The 22,950-nt window shown below is 73.6% G+C and carries 18 protein-coding genes; 9 read left to right on the top strand and 9 right to left on the bottom strand.

What is annotated here, in order from left to right; all coding sequences use genetic code 11:
* The coding region (locus tag NJ376_RS09795) for an energy transducer TonB (protein ID WP_252953063.1) at nt 1-565 on the top strand (565 nt) is incomplete at its 5' end.
* Between the two features lie 412 nt (nt 566-977).
* Here NJ376_RS09795 and NJ376_RS09790 read toward each other — a convergent pair.
* Nucleotides 978-4,760, bottom strand: a complete 3,783-nt coding sequence (locus tag NJ376_RS09790) for a translocation/assembly module TamB domain-containing protein (RefSeq protein WP_252953062.1) — start codon at nt 4,758-4,760, stop codon at nt 978-980.
* 353 nt (nt 4,761-5,113) lie between these two features.
* Nucleotides 5,114-6,979 (bottom strand): autotransporter assembly complex protein TamA, encoded by a 1,866-nt coding sequence (locus NJ376_RS29270; protein ID WP_252953061.1) that lies wholly within the window; start codon nt 6,977-6,979, stop codon nt 5,114-5,116.
* Nucleotides 6,980-7,152: 173 nt separating this feature from the next.
* Here NJ376_RS29270 and NJ376_RS09780 point away from each other — a divergent pair, with 173 nt between their 5' ends.
* Nucleotides 7,153-8,298, top strand: coding sequence for an amidohydrolase (locus tag NJ376_RS09780; RefSeq protein ID WP_252953060.1), 1,146 nt, complete (start codon nt 7,153-7,155; stop codon nt 8,296-8,298).
* Between the two features lie 252 nt (nt 8,299-8,550).
* On the opposite strand, the gene NJ376_RS09775 is transcribed toward NJ376_RS09780, so the two are convergent.
* Entirely contained in the window at nt 8,551-9,558 is a 1,008-nt protein-coding gene (locus NJ376_RS09775; protein ID WP_252953059.1) for a P1 family peptidase, read from the bottom strand.
* A 68-nt stretch (nt 9,559-9,626) separates the two neighbouring features.
* Between NJ376_RS09775 and NJ376_RS09770 the strand changes: the two genes are divergently transcribed.
* Complete coding sequence (locus NJ376_RS09770; protein ID WP_252953058.1) at nt 9,627-10,121, top strand: GNAT family N-acetyltransferase; 495 nt, start codon at nt 9,627-9,629, stop codon at nt 10,119-10,121.
* A 120-nt stretch (nt 10,122-10,241) separates the two neighbouring features.
* Here the strand turns inward: NJ376_RS09770 and NJ376_RS09765 are convergent, their stop codons facing one another.
* The 3 genes from NJ376_RS09765 to NJ376_RS09755 are packed head-to-tail and all read right to left on the bottom strand — an operon-like array spanning nt 10,242 to nt 12,248.
* Nucleotides 10,242-10,751, bottom strand: coding sequence for an RES family NAD+ phosphorylase (locus tag NJ376_RS09765; protein WP_252953057.1), 510 nt, complete (start codon nt 10,749-10,751; stop codon nt 10,242-10,244).
* Nucleotides 10,752-10,761: 10 nt separating this feature from the next.
* Nucleotides 10,762-11,226 carry a type II RES/Xre toxin-antitoxin system antitoxin gene (gene parS, locus NJ376_RS09760; protein ID WP_252953056.1) on the bottom strand — a complete coding sequence of 155 codons (465 nt, stop codon included), beginning with the start codon at nt 11,224-11,226 and terminating at the stop codon, nt 10,762-10,764.
* A gap of 59 nt (nt 11,227-11,285) precedes the next feature.
* On the bottom strand, nt 11,286-12,248 hold the full coding sequence (locus NJ376_RS09755) for an alpha/beta hydrolase (protein ID WP_252953055.1): 963 nt from the start codon (nt 12,246-12,248) through the stop codon (nt 11,286-11,288).
* Between the two features lie 185 nt (nt 12,249-12,433).
* Between NJ376_RS09755 and NJ376_RS09745 the strand changes: the two genes are divergently transcribed.
* Nucleotides 12,434-15,091 (top strand): bifunctional acetate--CoA ligase family protein/GNAT family N-acetyltransferase, encoded by a 2,658-nt coding sequence (locus NJ376_RS09745; RefSeq protein ID WP_305879971.1) that lies wholly within the window; start codon nt 12,434-12,436, stop codon nt 15,089-15,091.
* A gap of 38 nt (nt 15,092-15,129) precedes the next feature.
* Here the strand turns inward: NJ376_RS09745 and NJ376_RS09740 are convergent, their stop codons facing one another.
* From NJ376_RS09740 to otnI, 3 genes are all read right to left on the bottom strand, one after another.
* Nucleotides 15,130-16,011: a helix-turn-helix domain-containing protein gene (locus NJ376_RS09740; RefSeq protein WP_252953054.1), complete on the bottom strand. Its 882-nt coding sequence runs from the start codon at nt 16,009-16,011 to the stop codon at nt 15,130-15,132.
* Between the two features lie 409 nt (nt 16,012-16,420).
* Nucleotides 16,421-17,305, bottom strand: a complete 885-nt coding sequence (locus NJ376_RS09735; RefSeq protein ID WP_252953053.1) for a 2-hydroxy-3-oxopropionate reductase — start codon at nt 17,303-17,305, stop codon at nt 16,421-16,423.
* A gap of 98 nt (nt 17,306-17,403) precedes the next feature.
* The gene (gene otnI, locus NJ376_RS09730) at nt 17,404-18,180 is read right to left on the bottom strand and encodes a 2-oxo-tetronate isomerase (RefSeq protein ID WP_252953052.1); all 777 of its coding nucleotides are present in this window, start codon (nt 18,178-18,180) and stop codon (nt 17,404-17,406) included.
* A 113-nt stretch (nt 18,181-18,293) separates the two neighbouring features.
* On the opposite strand from otnI, the gene NJ376_RS09725 reads away from it, so the two are divergent.
* The 5 genes from NJ376_RS09725 to NJ376_RS09705 form a co-directional block, all read left to right on the top strand.
* On the top strand, nt 18,294-19,382 hold the full coding sequence (locus tag NJ376_RS09725) for an AI-2E family transporter (protein ID WP_252953051.1): 1,089 nt from the start codon (nt 18,294-18,296) through the stop codon (nt 19,380-19,382).
* A gap of 163 nt (nt 19,383-19,545) precedes the next feature.
* Nucleotides 19,546-20,526, top strand: a complete 981-nt coding sequence (locus tag NJ376_RS09720) for an ABC transporter permease (RefSeq protein ID WP_252953050.1) — start codon at nt 19,546-19,548, stop codon at nt 20,524-20,526.
* A 2-nt stretch (nt 20,527-20,528) separates the two neighbouring features.
* Complete coding sequence (locus NJ376_RS09715) at nt 20,529-21,452, top strand: ABC transporter permease (RefSeq protein WP_252953049.1); 924 nt, start codon at nt 20,529-20,531, stop codon at nt 21,450-21,452.
* Nucleotides 21,452-22,453 carry an ABC transporter ATP-binding protein gene (locus NJ376_RS09710; RefSeq protein ID WP_252953048.1) on the top strand — a complete coding sequence of 334 codons (1,002 nt, stop codon included), beginning with the start codon at nt 21,452-21,454 and terminating at the stop codon, nt 22,451-22,453. Before NJ376_RS09715 ends, NJ376_RS09710 begins: the two co-directional genes overlap by 1 nt.
* Nucleotides 22,446-22,950: ATP-binding cassette domain-containing protein (locus NJ376_RS09705; protein WP_252953047.1), on the top strand; the 505-nt coding region annotated here is incomplete at its 3' end. The genes NJ376_RS09710 and NJ376_RS09705, both read left to right, overlap by 8 nt.

Genomic DNA, 22,950 nt, shown 5'->3' with positions numbered 1-22,950 from the left:
GCCCTCCGAAGAGGCGGTGGCGGCGCTGCCACCCCCGCCGCCGCCGCCACCCCCCAGGCCGCCGCCGCCGCCCCGCGCCGCGCCGCCCCAGGCCGCGCCGCAGCAGGCCTTGCCGCAGCTCCGCTACATGCCGGAAGCCCTCGCCCTGCTGCGGCCCCCCCCGGCGCCCCGGCCGCAGCAGCCGCCCAGCCGCCGGCGGCTCGATCTCGATCTCGGCTCGGTGCCCTCCCAAGGACGCTTCTCCCTCTCGCCGGAGACCGAGGTGCGCGGCGCCCAGGTGGGGCCGGATTGGCGCAACGCCTTCCGCCGCTGGCTGGAGGAGAATCTCCGCTACCCGGAAAGCGCCGCGGTGGTCGGCCAGCAGGGGGTGAACCGGGTGGAGCTGAAGGTGGCGCCGGATGGCCGCGTGCTGGGGGCGACGCTGGTCCGCCCTTCCGGCTCGGTCTGGCTGGACGCCGGGACGCTCGGCACCTTCCGCGGCGCCCGGATCCCGCCCTTCCCACCCGGGGCGGACCGCGATGGCGTCACGGTGAACCTGACGGTGCGCTACGTCCTGGTGAATTGAGGCGCGGCCCGGAAAATCCTTAGAGCAGATCGCTGTAGGACGGCATCGCCCGAAGGCGTGAATCTGCTCTGCCAATAAGGGCGTAGAGCGTTTTCGCTGAACGCATGTGAACCGAAAATGCTCCAGGTTCCGGGTCGGGCATCGCGCGCAGGGTTGGTGTGGCGGTTGCGCGTCCGCGGGCCGATACCAGTCCGCATTCCACGCGGGATGCAGGGCGGGCGAGGGGCGGAGCCGCATCCGGGAGGCCTGGCGGGAGCCGCGACGCCATCCGGCGCCTTCCCGTCCTGCCTGGGGCGGGACCCGGTAGCCCGGGCCGGGGAGGACTGGAACATGCTCACGCCAGGCGGCATCGCCTGACCGGAGCGGCTCCGAGGTCCCCGTCAGGCCGGGGCTGACGGGGCAGGGTGGGGCTTCAATATTCGAACTCGTAGGTCAGCCCCACCCGGTCCCCCGCCGGGCCGGTGGCGGTCTGGCCTTCCAGCTTCAGCCGCGGGGTGATCTCCACCTGCACCCCGACGCCGGTCTGCCCGCCCTGCGTCCCCTGTCGCACGCCGAGGAAGACGCCCGGCGCCACGTAGCGCCCGGCCTCCACCTGCGGCGCCGCGCCGGCATCCCCGCCGGAGACGCCGAGCCGGTCCAGCCCCAGCGCGCTCCGCACCTTGTCCAGCGGGCTGGTGCCGCCGCCGCCGATGCCGGTGAGCTGCGCCACCGCCTGGGCGATCTGCGCCAGCTCGAAGGGCGAGAGGTTGCTGGTCGGCCGGTCGAAGAGCAGCCGTGCCAGCACCTCGTCCCGCGGCAGCTCCGGGGAGGAGGTGAAGCCGATCTCGGGGGCCGCCGGCGTGCCCTTCACCGTGACGGTGATGGTGGTGTCGCGCGCCGAGGACTCCGCCGTCAGGTCCAGCTGCGGCATGAAATTGCCGGAGGCGAAGGCGATGCTGCCCTGCTTGAAGGTCATCCGCCGCGCCAGGATGTCCAACGTGCCGCGGCGCAGGTTCAGCCCGCCGGAGGGGATGGGTGCGGCCACCGTGCCGCCGACCTTCACCTCTCCGCCCAGCTCGACATCGATGCCGCGGCCGCGGACGAACACGCCCTGCGGCGCCTTCACCGTGACGGCCAGCGCCAGGGGCGGGGCGGGCGGCGCCGGCGGCGCGGCCGGCTTCGCGGTGGCGCGGGGCCGGGGCGGCTGCGGCACGCCGGGCGGGGCGCGGCCCACCTGCCGCACATTCTCCAGCACCGGCAGGTTGGCGGGCAGGCTGGTCGGCACTCGCAGCTCGGCATCCCGGATCCGCACCTCGCCCTCCACACGCCCGCCGGCCAGCACCGGGCCGAGGACGCGCAGATCGGCGTCGAAGCTGCCGGTGCCGAGGTCGGAGGCGACCGGCCGCGCCTGCCGCGCGGTGATGGCGAGGTCGGCCGGGAAGCCCTCGGCGCCGAGATCGATGCCGCCCGCCAGGGTGATCCGCCCCTGGCCGGCGGTGCGGGCGGTGAGGTTCTCCACCACCAGCCGCGTGCCCTCGCCGGTGATGCTGCCGGCGATGTCACGCAGCCGCACGCCGGTGACAGGGTTGCGGTAGTCGCCGCCCGAGAGGGTGGCGCGGCCGCCGAGGCGGGGCGTGCCGAGGCTGCCCTCGGCCCGCAGCGCCACCTCCAGTCGGCCACTCACCCGGTCCGCTCCGGCGGCGAGGAAGGGCTGGGCGAGGGGGGCGAGGTCCAGCTTCCCGTTCAGCGTCGCCTCCAGCGGCGAGGTGGGGGTGAAGCCGCGCGGCAGCCTCGCCGTGGCGGTCAGGCTGCCGGCCCGGCCGGCGGAAAGCTGCGCCGTGCCCTCCGCCGCCTGGCCTTTCAGCGAGCCCTCCACTCGCAGCTCGGCCAGGGGCAGGCCGCGCGCCCATTCGGCCCCGGCGCCGAGGCCGGTGCCGGTGAGGGTCACCCGCGCCTCCGGCGCCCCGACCGGGCCGGTGACGCGGAGATCGCCAGAGATGGTGCCGCGCGGGTCCACCCCCGGCGCGTAGGGGGCGGCCAAGCCGAGGGGCAGGCCGGCGAGGTTGGCGGTGATGTCCGCCCGCTCCGGCCCCCAGCGCCCCTCGGCGCGCAGGCGGCCGCCGCTGCCCAGCAGAAAGGCGAGGGAGGAGATGCTGGCGCTGCCATCCGCCCCCAGCCGAACCTGGGCAGGGCCGGCGAGGCGCAGCGTCTCGCCCGGACCGCGGGCGTCCAGCGCGTTGAGGTCGAGGCGCCAGCCGCCCTCGGCCTGGGCGAGCCGGCCCTTGCCGTTCAGCCCCAGCTCCGGCCCGGTGCCGTCGATGCTCCACTCCATCGCCGCGGGCGTGCCGGCGAGGGTGGCGCGGATCGCGCCGGCAGTCTCGCCCCAGCTCAGGCGGGGCGCCTCCAGCCCTATATCGAAGCCCTGCAGCCCGTCGCGCGGTGCCAGCTTCGCCTCCAGGCCGAGCCGGCCGCCGAGACTCGGCTGGCCGGCGAGGCGGCCGAGCGGGGCGAGGTCGCTGGCATCCAGCTTCGCCTCGCCGGTGAAGACCGGGCCGGCGGGGTCCAGCACGCCCTGGGCCTGCAAGGTGGCCGGGCCGAGCCGGGCGGTGGCCTGCTCGAACCGCACCAGGGACCCGTCCGGCTGGCCACGGAAGGTCAGCGCCAGGGGCAGCCCGTCCAGCCTGCCGTTGAGGTCGGCAGTGCCGCGGGGGGCGGAGGCGGGGGTGGCGATGCGGGCGGCCAGCTCCAGCGCCTCCAGCACATGGCCGGCCATGGCGATGCGGCCGGACCGCGCGAAGACCACGAGATCCGGGTCGGCCAGCCTGCCGCTCGCCTCCACCCGCGCCGAGAGGGCGCCCTCCGAGCCGCCGCCGAGCACGGCGAGGCGGGGCAGCTCCAGCGTCGCGGTCAGGGCGATGGGCTCGGCCAGGCTGCCATTGGCGGCGAGGCGGCCCTCCGCGCCCTCCAGGGCGAGGTCGAGGCGCGGCCCGGGCATGGCGGCCTTCAGGCTAAGGCGGGGGGTGGGGCCCAGCACCGCATCCGCCGGCGCCTGGCCGGTGGCGAGGCCCTGCGGCGTCGCCGTCAGGTCCAGGCTGGGGGCGGCCATGGTGCCGGTGATGGCGGCCTCCGCCCGCAGCCCCTGCCAAGCGGGGCCGGGCGGCAGCAGGGCGACAAAACGCTGGGACTCGGCGAGGTCCAGGGTGGCGCGCAGGTCCAGCGCCTCGTTCGCCAGGTTGGCGGTGCCGGCGAGGCCGAGCTGGCCGGCAGGGGCGCGCACCTCAAGGGTGCGCAGCGCCAGGCGCTGGTCGGCGGCGAGGTCGGCATCGAGGCGGAAGGCGAGGGGGGTGGCCAGGGGCGCCGCGTCCGGCGGCAGCATGGCGGGGGCGCTGGCCTCGCCGGAAAGGGTGGCGCCGAGGGCGCCATCCGGGGCGGCGCGGACCCTGCCCTGGGCGGTCAGGGTCAGCCCCTCGCCCATATGCCCGTCCAGGCGGAGCTCGGCACCGGAGGCGGGGCCTTCCAGCGTCAGGTCGAGGGCGAGGGGCCGGTCGCCGAGCCCCGCCAGGGTGGCGACGAGGCCGCCCGGGGCTTCCCGGGCCGTAACCTTGGCGCTCAGCCGGTCCTCGGCCGGGGTCAGGCCGAGGGCGAGGGCGACATTCCCCTCCCGGTCCAGCCGGCGGAGGTCAAGCCGGGCGCGCAGGTCGCCAGCGGCGAGGCCAGCCTCGCCCGCGATGGCGAAGGCAGCGTCCTGGCCCAGCACCGGGGCGCCGAGCTCCAGCTTCTCGATCGCCAGCCGGTCCAGGGCGATGTCCACTGGCAGGCTGGGGAGCTGGGGCAGCACGGTCTCGCCCGGCGGGGTCGGCTCCGCCGCGGGCGCCGAGGGCGGCAGGCGGAACAGGGCGATGCGCTGCGCGGCGATGGTGCGGATGCGGAGCGTTCGGTGCAGCAGGGCGGCGAGGTCGAGGTCGATCCGCGCCTCCTCCAGCTCCAGCCAGGGGCCCTGGTCGTCGGACAAGACGAGGCGCGCGACCGAGGGATGGCCGGGCAGCGGCCCGCGCAGACCCTCGATGTGCAGCCCCGCCACCTGGCCTTCCGCCAGCCGGGCCAGGGCGTTCCGGCCCGGCTCGGTATTCGCCCAGATCAGCGCCCCCGTCACCGCCACCACCGGCAGCGCCACCAGCAGCACCAGCCCGAAGAGCAGCCAGCGCAGGACCCGCATCGCCTTCCCTTCATCTTATCGGGGCGCACGCCAAGCATCCGTGCCGCCCATTGGCCAGCCGCGGCGTCGCCACGGCGGGCTATTCAGAGTCCCTGGCCGCGGGAGCGGTCAGAGCCCCATGACGTCGCTGCTCGCCGTCACGGGAAGGATCGGAGGATCTTCACCTCGCCTCCCGGCGGTCGCGCACCGGCAGCCCGCGCCGCCTGTTGTCCTGCCGCGGCTTTGCCGCGGCAGGCTGTGCCGAAGCCCTGGCCGCCGGGGCACCCCATGGGGCCCCCGAAGCCGCGCAGCGGCTTCGCCGGGCCGGAACCCGGGGCCCCCATGGAGCTGCGCAGCAGCTTCATGGGGAAGTCTCAAAACGCCTGCCCGATGCCGACATAGATGCCATAGCCGGAGGAGCCGGGCTGCCGGATGACGGGCAGGGCGAAATCGGCCCGGATGGGGCCGATGGCGGTGTAGTAGCGCAGGCCGAGCCCCGCGCCGACCCGCAGCGAGGAGAAATCCGGGGCGGAGCTGTCGCCGACCGTGCCGGCATCGACGAAGGCAACGCCGCCGATATCCCCCCAGATCCGCTGCCGCAGTTCGAGGCTTGCCTCCAGCAGGGAGCCGCCGCCGGAGGGCTTGTTGCGCTCGTCGCGCGGGCCGATCGACTGGTAGTCGAAGCCGCGGACCGAGCCGCCGCCGCCGGCATAGTAGCGCTGGTGCCGCGGCACCTCGCCCTGTCGCGCCCCCATCAGGGAGCCAATGGCGCCGCGCACCGCGATGATGGAGCGCTTGTCCCCGGCAACGTCCAGATAGGTGCTGGCCACCAGCTTCAGCGGCGCGAAGGCCGCCGAGTCCCGGAAGCTCCAGGAGGGGGTCAGGGTGCCGGTCACCCGCCAGCCGCGCGACGGGTCGAGCAGGCTGTCCGTGCCGTCGTAGCGGGCGCCGAACTGGATGCCGGCGATCTGGTAGGGCGTCAGCTTGCCGTCGGGCGGGCCGATGCTGCCGAAATCCATCACCGGGCCGAGATTGGCGCTGAGCCTCTCGCTGATCTTCCGCTCCGCCAGGACGGAGGCGGTGATGGCGTCCCGGTCATAGGCCTCCAGCCGCTCCCGCAGCAGGGCGGCATTGGCGAGCAGGCTCCAATCCGGGCCGAGCCAGGCGCTGAGCATGGCCGGGTCGCGGTAGGCGGCGCTGACGCGGTAGGTGGAGCGGTCGAGGCCGCCCGCCTCGCCGAGGCGCGCCACCTCGGCCTCCAGCCGCAGCCGCTCGGCGCCGCCGAAGAGATTGCGATGCTCCCAGTAGATCCGGGCGGAGGGGCCGTAATTGGTCTCATAGGCGGCGCCGAAGCCGATGGCGTGGCGCGCCCGCTCGGTGACCGCGAAGGTGACGGGCAGGGTGCCGTCCGGGGCCAGGGCCTCCCCCGGCTCCGCCCGGACGGCGGAGAAGACCCCAAGGCCCATCAGATCCCGCCGCGCCGTCTCCAGCCGCTCCGGGCTGTAGCGCCGGCCGGCCAGGTTGGCGACGCGGCGGGCGAGGAAGGCGGGGTCCAGCGTCTCCTCCCCGGTCACCTGTGGCACGCCGAAGGTGGCGGCGGGGCCGGGGGTGAAGCGGAGCGTCAGGTCCATGGCCTGGCGGTCATGGTCCACCACCGCCTCCCGCGGGGCGAGGCTGGCCAGCGGATGGCCGGAATCGCGCAACCGCCCCAGCAGGGTGGTTTCGGCATCGAGGATGGGGCCGGCCCGGGCCGGATCGCCCACAGCCAGGCCGAAGGGGGTGGCGGTGGCCGCGGCCACGGCCTCGGCCCCGGCGGGGTCGGTGGCGCTGACGGCGAGATGCGCCAGCCGGTAGCGCTGCCGCGGCGTCACCGCGATGCGCACCGGCACCTCGGACATCGGCTCCAGCCGTTCCAGCAGCCCGGTCGTGCCGAGGGGCTGGCCGGCCAGGGTGATCTCCACCGCCCCGCCCCAGAAGCCTTCCGATTGCAGGGCGCGCTGCAGCCGGCCGAGATCGCCCTCCGCCCGGCCGAGCAGCCCGCCGGCGGTGGTCGGCGCCGCCTCCCGCAGCCGGGCGAGATCCGAGGCGGCGGCGAGGGCGGAATCCAGGCCGGAATCGCCGGTGGGGACGATTTCGACCGTATAGGGCAGGGCGTCGCGGCCGGGCGTTTCCTCCTGAGCCAGGGCCAGAGCGGGGAGGAAGGGCAGCAGCAGGGCCAGCAGGCGGAGAAGACGGGTCACCGTTGCCGAAACGCCCGAGAGCGATCCGGTTCCCGCTGCCGCTGTTGTCGCCACCGGGACTGGCGGGGGGCGCGGCCCGGCACTAGCTTGGCTGGCCATCGGGCCGATCGCCGGGCCGCCCGGCCCGGCCCCCGCGCTGGCCGCGCCCGTCCGGCGCATCGGAGCTTTGCCGCATGGAGTCATCCCTCGCCGAAACCCTCACCGCCTGGCGGCGGCATCTGCATGCCCATCCCGGCCTGACCCTGCAGGAGGGCCCGACCGCAGCCTTCGTGGCGGCGCGGCTGCGGGAGATGGGGGTGGAGGTGACGGAAGGGGTCGGCGGTCATGGGGTCGTGGGTACCATCCGGCGTGGGGGCAACCGCAGCGTCGGGTTGCGGGCGGATATGGATGCCCTGCCGATCCAGGAACTCAACCCATTGTTGCCGCACCGGTCGACCGTTCCGGGCGTGATGCATGCCTGCGGGCATGACGGGCACACCCCGGCGCTGCTCGGCGCCGCCGCCCTGCTGGCGCAGGACCCGGGCTGGTCCGGCACGGTGCGGCTGGTGTTCCAGCCGGCAGAGGAGGGCGGCGGCGGGGCGAAGTCGATGATCGCCGACGGGCTGTTCGAGCGCTTCCCGATGGAGCGGATCTTCGGCTGGCACAATTGGCCGGGGCTCGCGGCCGGGACCATCGCGGTGCATGAGAGCGCGGTGATGGCGGCCGGCGCGCGGTTCGAGATCGCCTTCGAGGGCCATGCCGGCCACGCCGCCCTGCCGCATCTGACGCGCGACCCGATGCTCGGCGTCGGGCATTGCATCGTAGCGCTGCAATCCATCGTGGCGCGCAACATCGACCCGCTGCAGGCGGGGGTGGTGAGCGTGACCATGGCCGCGGCCGGGGAGGCGCAGAACCAGGTGGCGCACCGGGCGGAGCTGCGCGGTACGGCCCGCTGGCTGAGCGATGCAACGGGCGAGGCGATCGAGGCCGGGATGCGGCGCATCGCCAGCGGCATCGCGGCAACCTTCGGGCTGGAGGCGACGGTGGCCTTCCGGGTCGGCGTCCCCGTCACCGCCAACCACCCGGCGGAGCGGGAGCTGGCGGCGGGCGCCGCGGCGGCGGTGACCACCCTGCGGCGGGACCTGCCGCCGGCGATGACCGGGGAGGATTTCTCCTGGTTCCTGAAGCAGGTGCCGGGGGCCTTCGTCTGGATCGGCAACGGCCCGGGGGAGGGGGGGTGCGAGCTGCACAACCCCAACTACGACTTCAACGACGCGGTGCTGCCGGTGGCGAGCGGCTACCTGGCGGAAGTGGCGAAGCGGGCACTGGCCGGGACCTGATAGCCGGCATGCGACGTGCTGACGCGCTTCGCCCCTAAGCGCCGACGCGGCCATCCGGCCGCTTCGCTCGCCGCACTTGCGGCGGGCCGCAGGCCGGAATTGCATGAATCGAGCATGATACCGGCAGCATCGGTCCTTGTTCGATGCCAAGGCTGCGCCTGCGGCCCGTCCGGCGATGGGGGGGCAGTTGAGCGGCGGCGGGCAACCGCCCTTGGCATCCAGCGTCGGGACGGGAGTGGGAGGCGGTCGCGGTCAGCGGCCGAATGCTTCCCGCCAGCCCGGCCGGTCGCCGAGGCTCTCGGCTTCATACACCCCCCGCGCCACCGCCCGCGCCAGGGTATCCGCCGCCAGATGGCCGAGCCGGGCCAGCATGGCGGGACCAGTGAGCGGGACCTTGCCGGTGGCGAGGACGAAGATGGAATCCCCGTCGAAGGGGGTGTGGATCGGGCGGATGGCCCGCGCCAACCCGTCCTGCGCCATGATCGCCAGCCGCTGCGCCTCGGCCTTGGACAGCGCCGCATCCACTGCGACCACGGCGAGGGTGGTGTTGGCCATGGGGTTCAGGGCGGAGCCGGGGGGGAGGGGCATCTCCGCCTCCCCCTGCCAGCCCGGCGGGGGCGGGCCGAGGTCGCCGAATTCGGCCTCCATCTCCCAGGGGCCGGCCCAGAAGCGGTTCGTCCCGGGCATCACCACGCTGCCGAAGCTGTTGACGGCGACCAGGGCGCCGATGGTCAGGCCATCCGGGGTCACGCAGCTCGCGCTGCCGAGCCCACCCTTCAGCGCCCCGGCGCGGGCGCCATAACCGGCACCGGCATTGCCGAGGGCGAATTCCTCCCCCACCGAAGCCAGGGCGGCGCGGCCGAGAGCGGCATAGGGCGGGATCTCGCCCCAGGCTTTGTCGCCGCCATTGGCGAGGTCGAAGAGGATCGCGCCCGGCACCACCGGCACCACGGCGCCGCCGAAGCTGATGCCCCGGCCCCGCGCGCCCAGCGCCGCGACCACCGCCCCCGCCGCGTCATGCCCGTACATGGAGCCGCCGGAGAGGACGATGGCATCGACCTCGTTGCTCAGGCTGGTGGGATCGAGGGCGTGGATGTTCAACGTGCCGGGCCCGCCGCCGCGGATATCGGCGGCGGCGGCGCAGCGCACCACCGGATAGATGACGGTGGTGCCGGTGCGGATGCGGCAATCCTCGGCATTGCCGACGAGGATGCCGGCGACATCGGTGATGCGGTTGCGCGGGCCGGGGCGGATGGACATGCGCGCAGGGTCGCATGGTCCGGCGGGGCGCGCTATCCGGGGCCGGCGGCAGACGACGGAGCAGGGAGATGGCGGGGACCGCGCTGGGCTGGCGCCCGATGCAGGCGGCGGATCTGCCGGCGGTCTGCGCCCTGGCCGACGCGCTGCATCCCGAGCACCCGGAGCCGCCGGAGGTCTTCGCCGAGCGCCTGGAACTGGCGCCCGAGGGCTGCCGCGTCCTGGCCGGGGAGGGGGCGCTGGTCGGCTATGCCATCGGCCATGGCTGGAGCGGCACGGCGCCGCCGCCGCTGGGCGCGCGGCTGGGCGCCTTGCCGGCGCGGCCGGGGGCCTTCCATCTGCATGACGTGGCGCTGCTGCCGGCGGCACGCGGGGGCGGCCACGCCACCGCGGTACTGGCCGCGCTGAGCGCCGGCTGGCTCCTGGTGACCCTGGTGGCGGTGGCCGATGCCGTGCCCTACTGGCTACGGCAGGGCTTCCGGGACCGGCCCTGTGCCGACCCTGCCGCCCTGGCGAGCTATGGCGAGGGCGCACGCTTCATGGCGCGCCGGAGCGTGACCGGCTGAGCGTCGCCCGCCCATCCCGCTCCGGTTGATTGCCCGGGCGCGCGTGATTCAGGGTTTCGGGCGCTGCGACCTTGGCCGATCACGCCTCAGGCGGGAAGGCACACCCGCCCGCCCGGGCGGTCACGCTCCGGGCGGCGGATGCAGGCGCGGGTCCAGGGCGAAGCGGCTCTGCATCACCTCGCCATGGAGCGCCGCCGCCTGGCCAGGGTCGAAGACCAGGTTCCAGCTCGCGGCGGAGACGGTGCTCGGCACCAGCAGGAAGGCGTAGTCGCGTAGCAGCGCGTCGCCAAAGTGCTGCTGCCCGGCCCCGACGGCGCCCGGATGCAGCCAATGCGGGTTCGGCACCTCGTCCGGCCACAGCACCCGCACCCGCTCGGGCGCGAGGATGCGCGCCCGGGTCAGGGTATGCGGCACCGCGTCCAGCGCGGCGAAGCCCTTGTGGACCGCGACTTCCAGGATGGCCGTTGCCGGGTCCAGCGCGGCGTAGACGGCGCGCAGGCCTCGGGAATTCCAGCGGCCGCCGACCCGGTAGCTGCCCTCGCCGTTGTCCCAGGCGGGGGCGAAGCGCGCCTGGTCCAGCCGCCAGAACACCAGCGCGCCATCGCCGAGCGGCGGCGGTAGCGGGGTCATCCGCAGGGGGTCACGTATAGACGCCGAATTCCAGCCGGGTAAGGTGTTCCGCCAGCGCCTCCACCCCCGCCGGGGTGGAGAGCAGGTCGAGCGGCCGGCGGCCCTCCAGGGCCAGGGCAGGGGCGAGGAACCAGGCCTCCGCCGCCTGCTGGCTGCCGAGCAGGGTGGTGGCGCGGGCCAGCAACTCGGCGAAGGTCCAGATGCGGCCGCTCTGCTCCGGGCTCAGCCGGCGCTCCGGATCCTCGCGCCGCCGCTGATAGGTGCGCAGGCTGATGCCGAGCGCCGCTTCCAGCCCCTCGCCCGCCAGCAGCCGGACATGGCTGACGAGATGCTCCAGCGCATGGCCGGGCAGTCCGTCCCGCAGCAGGTCGTGCGCCGCGAGACGGCTGTCGAGCTGCCGCCGCAAGGCCCGCCGGCCGCCGAGCAGCGCCACGGCCTGACCCAGGGCGGGCTGGTCGGCTAGCGCGGTGGACATCGCAGGGCTCCGTCAGGTGACGCCCATTAGATGACATCTGTCGCCGGCCCGTTCAAGCCTCAGCCGAACCTCGCCCTTAGCCAGGAAGCGGCCTTCGCCACTGCCTGGTCCGCCTTCGGCACATGTCCCACCGCGCGCAGGAAGCCGTGCAGCGTGCCGGCGAAGAGCTCGCTTTCCACCTCGACGCCCGCTTCCCGCAGCTTCCGCTCCATGGCGAAATTCTCGCTCGCCAGCACGTCGAGCTCGGCGATGTGCAGCAGGCAGGGCGGCAGGCCGCGCAGATCGGCGCGCAGCGGCGCGGCGAAGGGGGAGAGCCGGTCCACCGGGCGCGGCGCATAGACGCTCCAGTAGAAGCGCATCCGCTCCTCGGAGAGACCGTAGCCGGTGGCGAATTCGCGGTAGCTCGGCGTGTCGAAGCGGCTGTCGAAGACGCCGTAATTCAGCAGCAGCCCGCGCAGCGGGACCGTCTCCCCCGCCTCCCGCAGATAGAGCGCCAAGCCGGCGGCGAGGTTGGCGCCGGCACTGTCGCCGCCCAGCACGAGGCGGGCCGGGTCCAGCCCCCAGCTTGCCCCCTCCTCGGCCACGAAGCGCAGCACGGCGGCGCATTCCTCGAGGGCGGTGGGGAAGGCGGCTTCCGGGCTGAGAGAGTAATCAGGCCCCACCACGGCGCAGCCGGCGGCGGCGGCGTATTCGCGCATCAGCCGGTCGTGCGTGTCGATGCTGCCCCAGACCCAGCCGCCGCCATGGATATAGACCAGCGTGGGGTGCGGCCCCTTCCCCTCCGGCAGATGCACCCGGCACTGGATCCGCCGGCCGCGGCGCAGCAGCCAGCGATCCTCGCTGACAGCGAGCTTCGGTCCCCCGCCGGCGACCGTCATGTTCAGCGCATCGTTCAGCGCCCGCGGCGCATCGAAGGGCCCCTCCTCCGGGCGGAGGAGGCGGATCGGCGGCTGCGCCGCGGCCCTCTCCTCCATCATCGCGGCGAAGCGCGCCATCTCCGGATCGAGCCGCGGATCGGCCATCTCTCTACCCCCTCAAAGCCTGCGCCGAGTGGAGACGCCCGGCCCGGATCCCGCAAGAGCCGACTCAGGGCGGGGTCCGGGGGAAGCTCTTCCCCCCGGCGGGGGCGCAGGGGGCGGCGCCCCCTGCCGGGGATCTTTGGGGCGAAACCCGGCAGCCGAGCTTGCGACCATCCCCTCCCTTGGCCATGGTGCCCCGCACCATGATGGCCCAGCAGCCCATTCGCGGCACCGCCGCCTGGCGGGCCGCCGCGCTCTACCGCCCCCGCAGCCTGGTGCTGTGGGCGGCGCCCGGCATGGCGGAGGCGCCGGTGCTGGCGGCCAACCTCGCCGCTGGCGGCTTCCGGGGCCAGCTCCACGCCATCGGCATCGCGCAGGCGGGGCTGGCGCCGGCCGAGTCGCTGGCCGCGCTGCCGGCGGCGCCGGACCTTGCCGTGCTCTGCCTGCCGTCGGAGGAGATCGAGCCCGCGATGTGGGCCCTGGCGGAGCGGGGCTGCTTCGCCGCCATCGTGCCGGGGGCGGCGCCCGAACTGGGGGCCATCTCCGCCCGGACCGGCGTGCGCGCGCTGGGGCAGGGCAGCTTCGGCCTGGCGGTGCCGGCCATCGGGCTGAATGCCACCCTCTCCCACCTGCCGCCGCTCCCGGGGAAGCTGGCGCTGGTCACCCAATCCTCCGCCCTGGCCCGGGCGGTGCTGGACTGGGCGGCGGCGGAAGGCCTGGGCTTCAGCCATGTCATCGGCATCGGCGGCAATGCCACGCTGGGCTTCGCCGCGGCGCTGGACTGGCTGGCGCGGGACCCGGGGACGGGGGCGGTGCTGCTCGACCTGCGGCGCATCCGCAACCGCCGCGCCTTCATCTCCGCGGCCCGCGCGACGGCCCGCACCCGGCCGGTGGTGGCGATCCGCGCCGGCGGCCGCGCGCTGGACCGGGAGGGGGTGGGCGACCAAGTGATGGCGGCGGCGCTGCGCCGCGCCGGGGTGCTGCGGGTGGAGGGGCTGGAGGATCTGCTGGCGGCGGCGGAGACCCTGGCGCGGCTGCGCCCCCGCCCCGGGGCGGCGCGCGGGGACCGGATCGCGATCGTCAGCAATGGCCGCGGCATCGCGCAGCTGGCGGAGGATGCGGTGATCGCCGGGGGCGGGGGGGTGGCGGTGCTCTCCCCGGCGGCGGAGGCGGCGCTGGCGGCGCTGCTGCCGGGCGGGGCCAGGCCTGGCAACCCGCTGGTGCTGGGGCCGGAGGCGGGGCCGCGCCTGGCCGAGGCCAGCGCCATGCTTGCCACCCTGCCGGAGGTGGATGCGGTGGTGGCGCTGCACGCGCCGGGGCCGGCCAATTCCGGGGAGGTGGCGGCGGCGGCGCTGACGGCGGCGGCCGGAGCCGGCGGCCGTGGCCGGGTGGCGCCGGTGCTGGTGGGCTGGCTGGGCCAGGCGACGGCCGGGCCGCAGCGCCAGGCGCTGACGGCGGCGGGGCTCGCCGTCTTCGCCACGCCGGAAGCCGCGGTGCGCGGCGCGCTGCACCTGGCCGAGGACCGCCGCAACCGCGCCGCCGCGGCGGAGCTGCCGCCCCGCGCGGTGCTGGACATCGCCCCGGACCAGGCGGCGGTGCGGCGGATCTTCGCTGCCGCGCGGGCGGGCGGGCGGCTGGCGCTGACGGAGGAGGAGGCGCTCGGCGTGCTCGCCGCCTATGGGCTGCCGACCATGCCCGGCCGCCGCGCGGCGGGGCCGGAGGAGGCGGCGGATGCTGCCGCCCTGCTGGGCTTCCCCGCGGTGGTGAAGCTGCTGAGCGCCGATTTGCCGCACAAGAGCGAGGTGGGTGGGGTGCGGCTCGGCCTGACCTCCCCGGAAGCGGTGCGGCAGGCGGCCGCCGCCATGCTGCAGCGCGTGGCGGAGCGGCGGCCGGAGGCGCGGATCGCCGGCCTGCTGGTGCAGCGCCAGGCGGGGCGGGCGCTGGAATTGCGGCTGCGGCTGGGCGAGGACCCGATGTTCGGTCCCTGGATCGGCTTCGGCCAGGGTGGCACCACGGCGGATCTGCTGGGCGACGAGGCCTTCGACCTGCCGCCGCTGAACCTGGCGCTGGCCCGGCAGCTCATCGCCCGGTCCCGCGCGGCGCAGCTCCTGGCCGGGTTCCGCGACTGGCCGCCGGCCAATCCGGAGGCGGTGGCGGAAGCGCTGGTGCGACTCTCCCAGCTCGCGGTGGATTTTCCGGAGATCGCGACGCTCTCGGTCAACCCGCTCTTCGCCGATGCCGAAGGGGTGCTGGCGGCCGATGCCTATCTGACCCTGCGCCCGGCCGGGGCGCGGGGGGAACTGGCCATCGCCCCCTATCCGGCCGAGCTGGCGGGGTGGTTCCGGGGCAAGGGCGGCGCGGAGCTGCTGGTGCGGCCGATCCGCCCGGAGGATGCGGCGGCGCATGCCGAGGCCTTCCGCCGCCTCTCGGCCGAGGATGTGCGCTGGCGCTTCTTCTCGCCGCTGAAGGAGATGTCGCCGGCGTTGGTCGCCCGGCTGACGCAGATCGACTACGACCGGGAGATGGCCTTCGTGGCGATCCGCAAGCGGGACGGGGCGCCGGAGGAGATCCTGGGCGTCGCCCGGCTGATCCGGGAGCCGAATTCCCCCGCGGCAGAATTCGCCGTGGTGGTGGCGCCGGAGATGAAGCACCAGGGGCTCGGCCGGCACCTGATGCAGCGGATCATCGCCTGGGGCCGGGCGGAGGGGGTGGAGCGGGTGCTCGGCCATGTGCTGGCCGACAACGCGCCGATGCTCGGCTTCGTGCGGAGCCTCGGCTTCACCCTGAAGCGGTCACCGGAGGAGGAGGAGGTTTACGAGGCGGTGCTGGAGCTGGCGCCGCCATAGGCGCACCGGCGCTGCCCGTTGGTCGCAGCGCCGCCGGCCTATTCGGCGGCGGGGGTGGCCCTGATCAGCTCGCGCACCCGCGTCGCGGCCGCGGCGCCCTTCAGCGCGTCGCGCCAGGCAGCCTCCGCCACGCGCTGATGCACCGCGATCGCCTCATCCGCCGCGGTGATCATGGCGACGCCGAGGGCGGCGCCGGGGGCGGTGTCCGGGGCGAAGGGGCTGCCGACAACATGCGCCCGCTCCCGCCCGCGCATGACCGCGAAGCCGGCGGCGAGGTCCGGGCCGGTGGAGAGGCCGAGCTGGACGCCGATGGGCACGGATTCCATCAGCGTTGCGATGCTCTCCGCCTCCGTGATGGCGGCGGCGCGGCAGCGGGCGCGGGTGCGCGGCGGCAGGGCGAGGCCGGGGGCGATGCCATCCTGCAGCATGCGGACGATGGCGGCCTCGGAGAGGATGCCGATGATGGTGGGGCGGCGCTGCTGGTGCTGCTTGCGCCGGGCGGCGAGCAGGCCGAGCGCCTGCTCGGTCAGCGCCCGGGCCTGGGCGCGGTCCGGCGCGGCATCGGCGGCTTCGGTCCAGGCTTCCGTCAGGGCGCCGTCGAAGGCATCCGTCGCGGTCTGGTGGCAGAGGGCGCCGCCGACGAAGAGGATCTGGTCGGCCTGCTCCTCCACTTGGCGGATGCGTTCCAGGAAGGCGACGGGACGGGAGAAATATTCGACGCCGATCCCGAGCAGGGAGAGGGGCGAGATTTTCAGCAATTCAGCCAGCCGCCGGATGGTGTCCAGCTTGATGACCTCGCCCTTCTCGTAGCGATAGAGGGCGGCGCGGGACACGCCAAGACGGGCGGCGATTTCCTCAGCCCGGAGACCGGATTCCAGCCGATAGGCGCGAAGTTGTTGCCCGATATCGACGAACCGCATGTGTCCCTCCGGCTGGATCGACTTCGTGCGCCCCGTTTTTGAGATGGAATCTCATCCCCGTTGCGCGGTTCTATGTGCCGCGTGTGGCCGGCGATGGCAAGCGCAACCGGAGATAATCACCCGCGGAACGTCAAAAAAAGACAAACGAACACAGCAGGTCGGAACGTTGCAAATCCGCGGGAAGATGCCGGGCAGGCCGGCGGTGCGGGCTGCCGACCCGGCCGAGGGCGGCCTCTGAGCGCGGTCCGCTGGGCGGCCCTGGCCTCCCTTGTCGCGCCCCGCATGGCGCGGTCCGGCGCGCGGGGTCTCCCCGGCTTGGCGCGAAGGCCGGCGGCGCAGTGGCCGGGACCGCGTCGCCGCTGGCAGGGCGCCGCAGCGGCGGCGCGGCGCCCCGGCCCTCCGGCGTCTCTCAGCCCTCCGCCACGGGATGGGCGGCGAGGAGCTCCAGCGCCTTCACCAGGCCGGAATGGTCCAGCCCGCCATTCCCCTGCGCGACGGAGGCGGAGAAGAGCTGCTGGGTGGAGGCGGTGTTGGGCAGCGCCACCCCCAGCTCCTTCGCCGATTGCAGCGCCAGGTTCAGGTCCTTCTGGTGCAGCACGATGCGGAAGCCCGGGTTGAAGGTGCGCTTGATCATCCGCTCCCCATGCAGTTCCAGGATGCGGGAGGTGGCGAGGCCGCCCATCAGCGCCTGCCGCACCTTGGCCGGGTCGGCGCCGGCCTTGGAGGCGAAGACCAGCGCCTCGCCCACCGCCTCGATGGTCAGGGCGACGATGATCTGGTTGGCCACCTTGCAGGTCTGTCCGGCGCCATTGGCGGTGCCGACCAGGGTGATGTTCTTGCCCATCTTCTCGAACAGCGGCTTGGCGCGCTCGAAGGCCGCCTCGGGCCCGCCCACCATGATGGTCAGGCTGGCCTGCTTCGCGCCCACCTCGCCGCCGGAGACGGGGGCGTCGAGGTAGTCGCAGCCCAGGGCGTTGATCTTCTCCGCGAAGGTCTTGGTCGCGGTCGGGCTGATGGAGGACATGTCGATGACCAGCTTGCCCTTCGACAGCCCCTCCGCCACGCCGGCCGGGCCGAACAGCACGGCTTCCACATCCGGGGTGTCCGGCACCATCAGGATGATGACCTCGGCCGCGGCGGCCACCGACTTCGCATCCGGCACCACCTGATAGGCGCCGCGCGTCTCGGCATCGAGGCTCTTCCGCTCCGGCACGATGATGTCGTGCCCGGCCGCCTTCAGATGGCCCGCCATGGGCTTGCCCATGATGCCGAGGCCGATGAATCCGATCTTCATGGGGTGTCCTTCCCAGGGTCAGAGGAACCTAGCCCGTCCGATGGCCGGAGCGCCGCAAGGCGCGGAGGGCTGAATCGGCCGGGCGCGCCGCAGGCGCTTCATTTGTAGGGCTGGAACCAGCCGAGCCCGGCCTCGGTCTCCGCCGCCGGCCGGTACTCGCAGCCGATCCAGCCGCGGAAACCGAGTTCGTCGATCCTGCGGAAGACGAAGGGCCAGTTCACCTCGCCGGTGCCAGGCTCGTTGCGCCCGGGATTGTCGGCCACCTGCATATGGGCGATCAGCGGCAGGTGCTTCTCCACCCGCTTCACGATGTCGCCCTCGGTGATCTGGCAGTGGTAGAGGTCGAATTGCAGGCCGAGCTTCTCCGGCCCGATGGCCTGGATGATCGCCGCCCCCTCATCCGTCGTGTTCAGGAAGAAGCCGGGGATGTCCCGGTGGTTGATCGGCTCGATCACCGGCTTCACCCCCGCCTTGCCGCATTCCTCCGCGGCCCAGGCGAGATTGGCGGCATAGGTGGCCAGCAAGGTGTCGCGCGGCACCCCGGCGGGGGTGAGGCCGGCCATGAGATGCAGCCGGGGGCAGGAGAGGGCGGCGGCATAGTCCAGCGCCTTCTTCACCCCCTCGCGGAACTCCGCCTGGCGGCCGGGCAGGGCCGCCTGGCCGCGCTCGCCGGCCGCCCAGTCGCCCGGCGGGGCGTTGAACAGCACCTGGGAGAGACCGTTATCCTTCAGCCGGGACGCGATCTCGGCGGCCGGGAATTCATAGGGAAAGAGAAATTCCACCGCCTGGAACCCTGCCTTGGCGGCGCGGGCGAAGCGGTCCAGGAACGGCACCTCGGTGAACATCAGGGACAGGTTGGCGGCGAAGCGCGGCATGATGCGGTGACCTCCCTGGGATTCGGCGGCGGGACGCTACAAGCCGGCCGCGCCGCTGGCTACTGCCGCGCCGCATCCGCCATGCTACGGAGCCTCGGAACGGAGAGGGCCGTATGCAGCCTGACAGCCTGAACCCGGCCCGCATCCTGGGGCTGATCGCCCTGCTGGCGCTGGCCATTGCCTGCCTGATGGTGCTGCGGCCCTTCCTCTCCGCCCTGCTCTGGGCGGCGATCCTGGTCTATTCCACCTGGCCGGCCTTCCGCTTCCTGCGGGAGCGGTTTCGCCTGGCCCCGGGCGCCGCGGCGCTGCTGATGGTGGCGGCGGAGTTCCTCCTCATCGGCCTGCCGCTGGTCTTCGCCACGCCGACGCAGCGGGAGGATATCGAGGGGCTCCGTAACGCGGTGGAGACGCTGCTCACCCAGGGCATGCCCGGGCTCGGCGATTGGCTGGGGCGGCTGCCGCTGGTCGGTCCCTACTTGGCGGATTACCTGGCGGGGATCGATTTCGGCTTCTCCGCCGTTGCCGAGATGCTCTCCCCCTATGCCGGCACCCTGGCGCAGACGCTGCTGGCCGTGCTGCTCGCCGTGCTTTCGGGGCTGGCCGAGGTGCTGGTGGCGATCTTCCTCGCCTTCTTCCTCTACCGGGACGGCCCGGCCATCGCCCGGCGCGCCGAGGCGGCGCTGCATCGGCTGGCCGGCGACCGGACGCGGCGGCTGGTGGTGCTGACCGGCGACGTGACCCGGGGCGTGGTCTATGGCCTGCTCGGCACCGCCCTGGTGCAGGGGCTGATGACCACCTTCGGGCTGTGGGTGTCCGGCGTGCCGCGGCCGGTGCTGCTCGGGGTCATTGCCGGCGTCATTTCCATCCTGCCGGTCGGGGCGCCGCTGGTCTGGGTTCCGGCGACGCTCTGGCTGTTCAGCCAGGGGGCGACGGGCTGGGCCATCTTCCTCGCCCTCTACGGCACCTTCGGCATCAGCAGCGCGGACAATGTCATCCGGCCCTGGCTGATCTCCCGCGGGGCGGACCTGCCCCTGCTGCTCACCCTGCTGGGGGCGCTGGGCGGGGTGTTGGCCTTCGGCTTCCTCGGCCTGTTCCTGGGGCCGGTGCTGCTGGCGGTGGGGTACAGCCTGCTGAAGGATTGGGCAGATGCCGGGGACGCCACGGCGGACGGGCCTTCCGCCCCGCCGGGGCCGGCCCTATAGCGTTGCCTCTGCACCGGAAAACCGGGCACTGGGGGATGAAGAAGCGGATGCTGCAAGCTGGAGGCGCGGTCGCCCCCGCGCCGCGAGGGGCATGGCGGTGCGCGGCGGGGGATGCCGCCCGGGTGGCCGGCGCGGCCGCGCGGGATGAGGCCACGGGCTGACGATGGCCGCCTTCATCCTCTCCCGCATCCTGCAGGCCATTCCGGTGATGCTGGTCGTCGCCTTCATCAGCTTCGCCATGTTCACCTATGTCGGCGACCCCGTCGCCATCATGCTCGGCCAGGATTTCACCGAGGCGCAGCGGGCCGCGCTGGTTTCGAGCCTCGGCCTCGACCAGCCCTTCTTCGTGCAATTCGCCCGCTTCATCGGCCAAGCGGTGCAGGGGGAGTTCGGCCTCTCCTATCGCCTCTCTCGCCCGGTGGCGGAGCTGATCGCGGAGCGTGCCCCGGCGACTCTGGAACTGGCCTTCTGCGCCGCCGGCATCGCCCTGGTGGTCGGGGTGGCGATGGGGGTCTATACCGGGCTCTACCGGAATTCCTGGCTCAGCCGGGCGCTGCTGACTTTCAGCCTGGTCGGCGTCTCCCTGCCGCCCTTCCTCATCGGCATCCTGCTGATCCTGATCTTCTCCGTCTGGCTGGGCTGGCTGCCCTCCTTCGGCCGCGGCGAGGTCGTGCAGCTCGGCTGGTGGTCCACCGGCTTCCTCACCTGGTCGGGGCTGAAGGCGCTGGTGCTGCCCTCCATCACCCTCGGCCTGTTCCAGCTCACCCTCATCATGCGGCTGGTGCGGGCGGAGATGCTGGAGGTGCTGCGGACCGACTACATCAAATTCGCCCGGGCAAGGGGCTTGTCCAACCGCGCTGTCCACTTCGGCCATGCGCTGAAGAACACGCTGGTGCCGGTCATCACCATCGCCGGGCTGCAGCTCGGCGGCATCATCGCCTTCGCCATCGTGACGGAGACGGTGTTCCAGTGGCCGGGGATGGGGCTGCTCTTCATCCAGAGCGTCAGCGTCGCGGACATCCCGGTGATGGCGGCCTATCTGCTGCTCATCGCCCTGGTCTTCGTCAGCATCAACCTCGCCGTCGACCTGCTCTACTACGCGGTGGATCCACGGCTGCGGGTCGGCCGCGGGCGGGGGCACTGAGCATGGCGGCGATCCTTGCCCCCCTGGGCAGGCTGCTGGACAGCGACCTGTTCTACTCCTTCCGCCGCTCGCCGGTGACGGTGGTCTCCGCCCTGGTGGCGCTGGTCTGCCTGGTGGGAGCGGGGCTGGCGCCCTGGCTGGCGCCGCACGACCCCTTCGACCTCGCCAGCCTGAACCTGATCGACGCCTTCAAGCCGCCTGCCTGGATGGCGGAGGGCGACGCCACCTATCCGCTGGGCACCGACGACCAGGGGCGGGACCTGCTCTCCGCCATCATGTACGGCGCGCGCATCTCGCTGCTGGTCGGCATCTGTGCCGTGCTGTTCTCCACCCTGCTCGGCGTCGGCATCGGGCTGGCCGCAGGCTATCTGGGCGGCACGGTGGACGGGCTGCTGATGCGCATCGCCGACATCCAGCTCACCTTCCCCTCCATCCTCATCGCCCTGCTGGTGGATGGCGTGGTGCGCGCCGCGCTGCCGCAGGAGGTGCATGAGCACATCGCGCTCTTCGTCGTCATCTTCGCCATCGGCATCAGCGCCTGGCCGCAATTCGCCCGCACCGTGCGCTCCTCCACCCTGGTGGAGCGCAACAAGGAATACGTGCTGGCGGCGCGGGTCATCGGGCTCTCGCGGCCGCACATCATGCTCACCCACGTGCTGCCGAACGTGCTGGGGCCGGTGCTGGTGATCGCCACGCTCAACCTTGGCAACGCCATCATCTCGGAGGCGACGCTCTCCTTCCTCGGCGTCGGCGTGCCGCCGACCCAGCCCTCACTCGGTACCCTCATCCGCATCGGCAACGACTTCCTCGGCAGCGGCGAGTGGTGGATCACGATCTTCCCCGGCGCGGCACTCGTCGCCATGGTGCTGTCCGTCAACCTGCTGGGCGACTGGTTGCGCGACGCCCTGAACCCGAAGCTCCGCTGATGCAGCCGATTCTCGAAGTCCGCGATCTTCGGGTGGAGTTCGCCACGCGCCGCGGCACGCTCAGGGCGCTGGACGGCGTCTCCTTCAGCATCATGCCGGGGGAGGTGCTGGGCGTGGTGGGGGAGAGCGGCGCCGGCAAGTCCATGACGGGCGCCGCCATCATCGGCCTGCTGGAGCCGCCCGGGCGCATCGCCGGCGGGCAGATCCTGCTGAACGGCAGGCGCATCGACAACCTCCGCTATGAGGAGATGCGGCGCATCCGCGGCAAGGAGATCGGCGCGATCTTCCAGGACCCGCTGACCACGCTGAACCCGCTCTACACTGTGGGCGACCAGCTGGTGGAGACGATGCTGACCCATCTGCCGATCGGCGCCGCCGAGGCCCGGAAGCGCGCCGTCAATTGGCTGGAGATGGTGGGCATCCCGGCCGCCGCGCAGCGGGTGGACAGCTATCCGCATGAGTTCAGCGGCGGGATGCGCCAGCGCGTCGTCATCGCCCTCGCCCTCTGTGCCGAGCCGCGCATGGTGGTGGCCGACGAGCCGACCACGGCGCTCGACGTCTCCATCCAGGCGCAGGTGATCGCCCTGCTGAAATCCCTGGCGCGGGAGAAGGGGATGGCGATGATGCTCGTCACCCACGACATGGGCGTGATCGCCGAGACGGCCGACCGCGTGGCGGTGATGTATGCCGGGCGCATCGCCGAGATCGGGCCGGTGCGGGCGGTGGTGCAGGCGCCGCGCCACCCCTATTCCGCCGGCCTCATGGCCTCCATCCCGCCGCTCGACCGCAAGGTGGAGCACCTGGCGCAGATCGAGGGCGCCATGCCGCGGCTCTCCGCCATCCCCGAGGGCTGCGCCTTCAACCCGCGCTGCCCGCATGTCTTCGACCGCTGCCGGGCGGAGCGGCCGGAGCTGCTGGAGACCGGGGCGACCCGCGCGGCCTGCTGGCTCTACGACCCGGCCTCGGAGAAGCAGGCGCCGGAGGCGTTGCGGCATGCCTGAGCAGTCGGGACCCCAAGCCTCCGCCGCGACCCCGATGCTGGCCGCCGAGGACCTGGCCCGCTATTTCGACGTCTCCCGCCCCCTGCTGCAGCGGCTGCTGGCGGGAGAGGGGAAGCGCGTCCTGCGCGCCGTGGATGGCGTCTCCTTCGAGATCCCGAAGGGCACCACCCTGTCGCTGGTCGGCGAGAGCGGTTGCGGCAAATCCACCGTGGCGCGGCTGGTCGTCGGCCTCTACCCGCCGACGCGCGGGCGGGTGCTGTTCGATGGCCGCGACCTCGCCCAGGCCCGTGCCGCCAGCGAGCAGCGCCGGCGCATGCAGATGATCTTCCAGGACCCCTATGCCTCGCTCAACCCGCGCTGGCGGGTCCGGGACATCGTGGCGGAGCCGATCCGTGCCTTCGGCCTGATCCCGGACAAGGCGGCGCGGCATGCGAGGGTGGCGGAGCTGCTGGCCCAGGTCGGGCTTTCGCCGCTGGACGGCGAGAAATATCCGCATG

It is taken from the genome of Siccirubricoccus soli (assembly GCF_024178315.1).
GTDB classification, from domain to species: Bacteria; Pseudomonadota; Alphaproteobacteria; order Acetobacterales; family Acetobacteraceae; genus Siccirubricoccus; species Siccirubricoccus soli.
This window is presented reverse-complemented; position numbering and strand designations above follow the sequence as displayed.

Bases quoted from the DNA above. Each gene is read 5' to 3' on its own strand.
- NJ376_RS09740 (WP_252953054.1), bottom strand. From the start codon at position 16,011: ATGCGGTTCGTCGATATCGGGCAACAACTTCGCGCCTATCGGCTGGAA.
- NJ376_RS09755 (WP_252953055.1), bottom strand. From the start codon at position 12,248: ATGGCCGATCCGCGGCTCGATCCGGAGATGGCGCGCTTCGCCGCGATG.
- NJ376_RS09790 (WP_252953062.1), bottom strand. From the start codon at position 4,760: ATGCGGGTCCTGCGCTGGCTGCTCTTCGGGCTGGTGCTGCTGGTGGCG.
- otnI (WP_252953052.1), bottom strand. From the start codon at position 18,180: ATGCCGCGCTTCGCCGCCAACCTGTCCCTGATGTTCACCGAGGTGCCG.
- NJ376_RS09725 (WP_252953051.1), top strand. From the start codon at position 18,294: ATGCAGCCTGACAGCCTGAACCCGGCCCGCATCCTGGGGCTGATCGCC.
- parS (WP_252953056.1), bottom strand. From the start codon at position 11,226: ATGTCCACCGCGCTAGCCGACCAGCCCGCCCTGGGTCAGGCCGTGGCG.
- NJ376_RS09745 (WP_305879971.1), top strand. From the start codon at position 12,434: ATGGTGCCCCGCACCATGATGGCCCAGCAGCCCATTCGCGGCACCGCC.
- NJ376_RS09780 (WP_252953060.1), top strand. From the start codon at position 7,153: ATGGAGTCATCCCTCGCCGAAACCCTCACCGCCTGGCGGCGGCATCTG.
- NJ376_RS09775 (WP_252953059.1), bottom strand. From the start codon at position 9,558: ATGTCCATCCGCCCCGGCCCGCGCAACCGCATCACCGATGTCGCCGGC.
- NJ376_RS09715 (WP_252953049.1), top strand. From the start codon at position 20,529: ATGGCGGCGATCCTTGCCCCCCTGGGCAGGCTGCTGGACAGCGACCTG.
- NJ376_RS09720 (WP_252953050.1), top strand. From the start codon at position 19,546: ATGGCCGCCTTCATCCTCTCCCGCATCCTGCAGGCCATTCCGGTGATG.
- NJ376_RS09710 (WP_252953048.1), top strand. From the start codon at position 21,452: ATGCAGCCGATTCTCGAAGTCCGCGATCTTCGGGTGGAGTTCGCCACG.
- NJ376_RS09770 (WP_252953058.1), top strand. From the start codon at position 9,627: ATGGCGGGGACCGCGCTGGGCTGGCGCCCGATGCAGGCGGCGGATCTG.
- NJ376_RS09735 (WP_252953053.1), bottom strand. From the start codon at position 17,305: ATGAAGATCGGATTCATCGGCCTCGGCATCATGGGCAAGCCCATGGCG.
- NJ376_RS09765 (WP_252953057.1), bottom strand. From the start codon at position 10,751: ATGACCCCGCTACCGCCGCCGCTCGGCGATGGCGCGCTGGTGTTCTGG.